The organism is Paraburkholderia sp. UCT31 (assembly GCF_014397655.1).
In the GTDB taxonomy this organism is placed as follows: Bacteria; Pseudomonadota; Gammaproteobacteria; order Burkholderiales; family Burkholderiaceae; genus Paraburkholderia; species Paraburkholderia tuberum.
Map to the genome: position 1 here is coordinate 1 of NZ_VZQP01000217.1, position 364 is coordinate 364.

A 364-nucleotide genomic window follows, 5' to 3' on the forward strand; every position below is an offset into this window, starting at 1 on the left:
ACGATTGCGTGTATTTCCTCCTTCACTTCCGGCGAGCGGCCGAGCCAGCGCAAGCCGCGATGCATGGGATCGTTGCGCTCGGCGCCGAACGCCGCGAGCGGAAACACGCCCATGCCGCGCGACGCGAGGCATTGCGGAAAATGATCGACATGCGTTTTTCGCACCACGGTGGCCGGCCCGTACCAGTCGATCGCGAAGCGATCAGGCGCTCGCTGGATAGACGCAGATTCGAGTTGCGCGGCGCGGGCTGGCTGGACAGCACGAGATCCAGATGGTGATGCGCCAGTTCCGCCAGCAGGTCTTCCGCCTCGCCTTCGTGGCAGAGCAGCCGTAGCGAAGGCGTGTCCAGCACGCCCGCAAGAAT

The 364-nt window shown here is 64.8% G+C and carries 1 pseudogene; it reads right to left on the minus strand.

Features of this window, described 5'->3' with window-relative positions:
* Positions 1 to 364, minus strand: a pseudogene (locus F6X40_RS43135) (LysR family transcriptional regulator); the annotation flags it as partial.